This window comes from Bradyrhizobium sp. NAS80.1, from assembly GCF_001908205.1.
Taxonomy (GTDB): domain Bacteria; phylum Pseudomonadota; class Alphaproteobacteria; order Rhizobiales; family Xanthobacteraceae; genus Bradyrhizobium.
The window spans coordinates 1-5552 of record NZ_LGHL01000304.1; the positions used below are offsets into that span (position 1 = coordinate 1).

Consider the following 5552-nt stretch of genomic DNA (forward strand, 5'->3'; position numbering starts at 1 on the left):
AGCTCGTAGGTGGTCCGATCTCGGTCTCGCTGATGCAGCTTGAGGGTACCCTCGGTTTGGCAGGCTGGCAGTGGATGTTCATCATAGAGGGGTTGCCCGCTGTGGTGCTTGGCTTCCTCTGTCTTAAGATTCTGTCCGACACGCCAGAACAGGCAGCCTGGTTGACTCCTGTGGAGCGGCAGTCGCTGGTGGGAGCGCTCGCGAGCGAGGTTCACGAGCGGCCAAAGAAGGATCTCCTCGCCGCAATGAAGGACGCGCGTGTCCTGCTGTCTGCGCTGATCGTGTTCTGCTATACGGTCGGCTCCTACGGGCTCAGCGTATGGCTGCCTTTGATCCTGAAAGGCCATGATCTGTCCACCTCGACGATCGGCTGGCTCTCTGCGATTCCTTTTCTCTTCGCGACGTTGTCTACGTTTGCAGTCGCACACTTCGCTGACAAGACTGGACTCAAAATCTACGCGCTGATCTTCACGCTCATGCTCGGCGTTTTCGGCCTCCTGATGTCGGTCTATTTTCAGTCCCTCATCTCGGCGATGCTTTGGTTCACGATCAGCCTGTGCGGTGTAATCTCAGCTCGGATGATCTTTTACACGGTGCCACAGGTTTTCCTTACCGGCGCAGCGGCGGCAGGCGGTCTTGCTTTCATCAATTCAGTCGGCTCTCTCGGCGGATTTGTTGGACCGTCCATGATGGGCTGGCTAAAGGACGCGACGAAGTCCTACGACGTCGGAATGCTCGGCATGGCTTGTATTCTTGTCATCGCTATCACCGCAACAATCGCGCTCAAAGGCTTGGTCAAGAACGCCTGATCGCTGCGATGTGCAAGGGCACGGGACACTGCGAAATTCGCGATTCTGCACGTGATCATTCGGGAGATGAAATGACACCGAAGATTCGACACAACCTTGACACTGCTCCGAGAGAGACTACAGGTTTCGAGGAGTTAATGCTCTTGCGTGGCCGCCGTGGTGTACCTGTCGGCGAAGTCGCGATCCACGGCAGCGATCCTTTCTACGAGACGCCATTTCGGGTCGGCGAGAGTGTAGCTGCGGCGCTCGCCGCCACGGGCGTTGCGGCGAACGACATCTGGCAAGCCCGGACCGGGAGCCGCCAGAAAGTCCAGGTCGACCTGCGCCATGCCGCCGCGATGCTGCGAACCGTGGACTACACTCAACTGCGCGGCGAGACAGGCGATTATCGCATCATCCCTATTCCGGAAGCGATGGCGCACATGATCTCCGTGACGCAGCCATGGCAGGCGGCGGATGGGCGTTGGGTGCTGCCCCACTTCAATCTGCCTCACCTGGCAAGGCGGGTTTTGGACGTGCTGGACTGCGAAAGCACACCGCAATCGGTCCAAGAGGCGGTAGGCAGATGGAGTTCCGATGCACTCGAGGAGGCGATCGCCGCGGCAGATGCTTGTGGCGGCAAGATCCGCACCGCACAAGAGTGGTTGCTGCACCCTCAAGGTCGTTACCTTGCCGATAAGCCTGCCATCGAGATCGTCCGGATCGGCGACAGTGCTCCGGAACCGTTTCATCCCGGCGAGCGGCCACTCTCCGGCGTTCGTGTGCTCGATCTCACGCGTATCCTGGCTGGGCCGATCGCTGGCCGGACTCTGGCCGAGCATGGCGCAGATGTGCTGATGGTAGCGGCCCCAGACTTGCCGCAGACACCGGAACACGTTCGTGACACCAGCCACGGCAAGCGCAGTTGTTTTCTCGACATCGCGCGCGCAGAAGGGGCCAGGCGTTTGATGGCTCTTGCTGCCGACGCTGATGTCTTCATCGATGGTTACCGACCTGGCCGTCTTGCCAGCCGGGGTCTCGGAGTTGAAGCACTGGCGGAAAAGAGGCCAGGGATCATACATCTGACCATTAGCTGTTTCGGGCCAGGCGGGCCATTTGCCTCACGAGCAGGATGGGAGCAGGTTGCGCAGGCCGTGACAGGGGTTTGCCATACCAACGGCCAGCTGAGCGGTGATGGAACGCCGAAGCTCGTTTTTGCACCTATGTGTGACTACATGACGGGCTATCTGGCAGCGTACGGTGTCATGCTGGCGCTGGCGCGACGGGCGCGGGAAGGCGGCAGCTATTCAGTGCACGTCTCGCTTTGCCAGTCAGCCATGTTCGTTCAGCGACAAGGTCTCCTAAGCGATTTCCAGGGAGCAACCGGTCGCCTCACCGGGTCGGAGGTTGAAGCGCACTATGTTTCCGCCGAGACATGCTACGGCCTGCTAAGGACCTTAGGCCCCGCCCTGCAGATGTCGCAGACACCATGTCATTGGAGCCGGCCAACACCTGCACTCGGCAGCGATCGGCCGGAATGGCTCCCTCGCGAGTCTGCGGCGTCGATTTGACGAGGTCAGGGATGGCTTGACTGCTTCTTACGTGACGCGAAAGCATCCGGAGCGGGACCCACATAGACCGCGCGCGGCCGTCATCGAAGGCCCCGACGACGTTCCGATCGAACTGATCGAGCGGTCGGAGAGCGCCCGCCCGTCGCTGGCCACTGCCTCGCCGGCTGACGCTCGCTGAAAGCGATCTCATCCACCATCACCTCCAACACCATACCGAGGTTTCCCATGCTTGACGACAGATCCCCGTCGTCCCCCACTTCGACCGTCGTCGGCCCGGCAGCGCGCTTTCTGTGTGAGATCTGGGAGGCCGTCGGCGGCGATCCCGTTCATTTACGCCATCTGGCGATAACCAGCGCAGGCGCGCTGCCCTCTGCGTTCTACGTCACGGATCTCGCCGCCGCCGCGATCGGCGCTGCAAGTCTCGCCGTCGCGGAGCTGGCGTCGTTGCGATCGGGCACATTTCCCGCCCTGCAGATCGATCGCCGGCTCGCCTCGTTCTGGTTTCTCACGTCGTTGCGGCCGCAGGGATGGCCGATGCCGCCGCAGTGGGATGCGGTCGCTGGCGACTATCAGACCGCTGACGGCTGGATCCGGCTGCACACGAATGCGCCGCATCACCGCGATGCCGCCATGGCCGTGCTGAAGACGCCTGTTGATCGCGAGGCGGTGGCGCGGACTGTGGTCAAGTGGGAGGCCGAGGCGCTGGAGGCAGCCATCGTCGCCAACAATGGCTGCGCGGCATCCATGCGCACGCTTGCCGAATGGGCGGACCATCCGCAGGGGCAATCCGTTAACGCCGAGCCGCTGCTGCACCGCGCGACCACCACCGGCGGCGGCCGGCCGCGATGGCCGCGGCCGGCGGCCCGACCACTACAAGGAGTTCGGGTGATGGACCTGACACGCATTCTCGCCGGTCCGGTTGCGACGCGCTTCCTCGCGGCGTTCGGCGCCGAGGTCCTGCGCATCGACCCCTATGGCTGGGAGGAGCCCGGCACCGTGCCGGAAGTGGTTCTGGGTAAGCGCTGTGCGCGTCTCGATCTGAAGAATCCAGACGACAGGCAAACGTTGGAACAGCTGCTCACGCAAGCTGACGTGCTGGTTCATGGCTATCGGCCGGATGCGCTCGCCCGCCTCGGGCTCGATCCCCTGCGTCGCCGCGAACTCAATCCGGGTCTGATCGACGTGTGCCTGGACGCCTATGGCTGGACCGGTCCATGGAGCGGACGGCGTGGTTTTGACAGCTTGATCCAGATGAGCACGGGAATCGCGAACGCTGGGATGTGCGCGATGGGACGCGACCGCCCAGCACCACTGCCCGGACAGTCGATCGACCACGCGACCGGCTACCTGATGGCGGCCGCGGTCATCCGCGGCCTGATCGAAAGGCTGCATACGGGACTTGGCTGCGAGGCGCGGGCTTCCCTCGCACGGACGGCGCGGCTGCTGATTTCAGGTGGCCGCCAACCGACGGACGCGGCGCCTCTGGTCCCTGAGCAACCCGACGATCTATCCGAAGCCATCGAGCAAACCGGGTGGGGACCGGCGCACCGTGTCCGCCCGCCAGCCTCGATTGAGGGCATTCCGATGTCGTGGGACCTGCCTGCGCCCAAATTGGGATCCTCTTCCGCGGCCTGGACAGGCAATCTCTGATCTTTTGTTGGTGGAGCTGAAATGATGGCAAAGGTCGTCGTGATTAGCGGCGGTGGCACCGGAATCGGGCTCGCCTCCGCTCGGTATTTTGCGGAGCGCAAGGCGCATGTCGTGATCCTCGGCCGGCGGAATGCGGTGCTCGATGAGGCTGCCAAAGCGATCTCGCGTGACTTCCCGAGCGCGCCGAAAGTGCTGGTGCTCACGGGCGATCTCGCCTCGTCCGATCAGGTTGAGGCCATTCGCGCAAATCTGAGCGAGCGTTTTCCGGCCATCGATGTTCTGGTCAATGCTGCCGGCGGCCACGTGCTCCGGCAGTTTCCAGCCGCGACCTATGCGGATGGCCTCGCCGGCATCGCGCGCCGGTGGACCGATAACTTTCGCAGCAACACCCTTTCCGCGGTGCTGCTGACCGAAGCGCTGCTGGCGCAGCTGCGCGCGCCAGGCGGCCGCATCATCTTCATCAGCTCGATCGCGGCCTATCGTGGCTCCGGCGTCGGATGCTACGGCGCTGCCAAGGCGGCGCTGCATCCCTATTGCTTCGATCTCGCAAAAGCGCTGGGCCCAAAGGGCATCACGGTCAATACGATTGCGCCGGGCTATGTAGCGGATACCGAGTTCTTCGGCCCCGCGATGACGGCCGAACAACACAACGCCAAGGTCGCCGAGGCGATGAACAACCGCGCGGGAACAGCTGCCGACATTGCGAATACGATCGGATGGCTGGCCACGTCTGAAGCCGTTCATGTCACCGCACAGATCATCCAGGTTAACGGCGGCGCAGAGCGCGGTCGCTAACCCAATCCGGAGACAGCTTCCCCCCGAGATCGCTGGCTGACGTCTTCTTGATGCGCCTTCCGAACCTGCGTGCTCGCCTTCTGGCGATCTTACCTTTCTCGTCGGTCCCCTCACCGCGCCGATCGTGCGCAACCGGGTGCTCTGCGAGTATCCCAACAGTTTCCTGGCGAGCCCTATCCGTGACCTGGGGCGCAAAGTGATGACCGCGCGCGATCTCGCCCAGTGTCCGATCATCGCCTTTCCGCGAAGAACCCAACCCTATGAACTGATCCGCTCGCTGTTCAACCGCTCCGACCTGCCGTCGGTGCGCCTGCACGTCGCTTGCCACCGTGATCCACATGGCGATCGAGGGACTCGGCATCGCCGTCATCCCGACCGCGATCGTGGAGAACGAGATCGCCGACGGCCGCCTGCAGCTGCTCAAAACCGCGATCTCGATCCCGTCACTGACGTTCTCGGCAAGTTGGCTCGCCTCGCCCGATGCGCTGGCTGTCGAGCTCGTGGCGCAGATGGCGGTCGAGCTCGCGCAAGGGCAGAGGACGCAGGCGGCGGGGTGAAGCCGTCGCACTTGGTGGACTCATAACGTCCGATTTCGGAGTAGATCGGACTTAGGATAGGACCGGGTTGAACTTCCGCATGACCCGAACCGGACGAAGCTGGGTTCAAGAGTTCGAATCTCCTCGGGCGCGCCACTCAGAATAAAATCGCGAACTCCGCGATCACCGATCTCGCTTTCCAATTCGCAAGA

At 62.8% G+C, this 5552-nt stretch carries 4 protein-coding genes and 1 pseudogene; all 5 read left to right on the forward strand.

Going from position 1 to position 5552, the window contains the following annotated elements:
- Nucleotides 1-809, forward strand: an 809-nt coding sequence (locus AC629_RS42095; protein WP_168195725.1) for an MFS transporter, incomplete at its 5' end; no start/stop codon positions are given.
- Between the two features lie 71 nt (nucleotides 810-880).
- Nucleotides 881-2359 (forward strand): CoA transferase, encoded by a 1479-nt coding sequence (locus AC629_RS42100; protein WP_210419200.1) that lies wholly within the window; start codon nucleotides 881-883, stop codon nucleotides 2357-2359.
- A 225-nt stretch (nucleotides 2360-2584) separates the two neighbouring features.
- Nucleotides 2585-4009 (forward strand): CoA transferase, encoded by a 1425-nt coding sequence (locus tag AC629_RS42105; protein WP_084810522.1) that lies wholly within the window; start codon nucleotides 2585-2587, stop codon nucleotides 4007-4009.
- 21 nt (nucleotides 4010-4030) lie between these two features.
- Nucleotides 4031-4804 carry an SDR family NAD(P)-dependent oxidoreductase gene (locus tag AC629_RS42110; protein WP_245332176.1) on the forward strand — a complete coding sequence of 258 codons (774 nt, stop codon included), beginning with the start codon at nucleotides 4031-4033 and terminating at the stop codon, nucleotides 4802-4804.
- Nucleotides 4805-4889: 85 nt separating this feature from the next.
- Nucleotides 4890-5361 (forward strand): annotated as a pseudogene (locus tag AC629_RS42115) (substrate-binding domain-containing protein); the annotation flags it as partial.
- Between the last annotated feature and the right edge of the window lie 191 nt (nucleotides 5362-5552).

Coding starts and splice junctions, on each gene's coding strand:
- AC629_RS42105 (WP_084810522.1), top strand. CDS start 2,585: ATGCTTGACGACAGATCCCCGTCGTCCCCCACTTCGACCGTCGTCGGC.
- AC629_RS42110 (WP_245332176.1), top strand. CDS start 4,031: ATGATGGCAAAGGTCGTCGTGATTAGCGGCGGTGGCACCGGAATCGGG.
- AC629_RS42100 (WP_210419200.1), top strand. CDS start 881: ATGACACCGAAGATTCGACACAACCTTGACACTGCTCCGAGAGAGACT.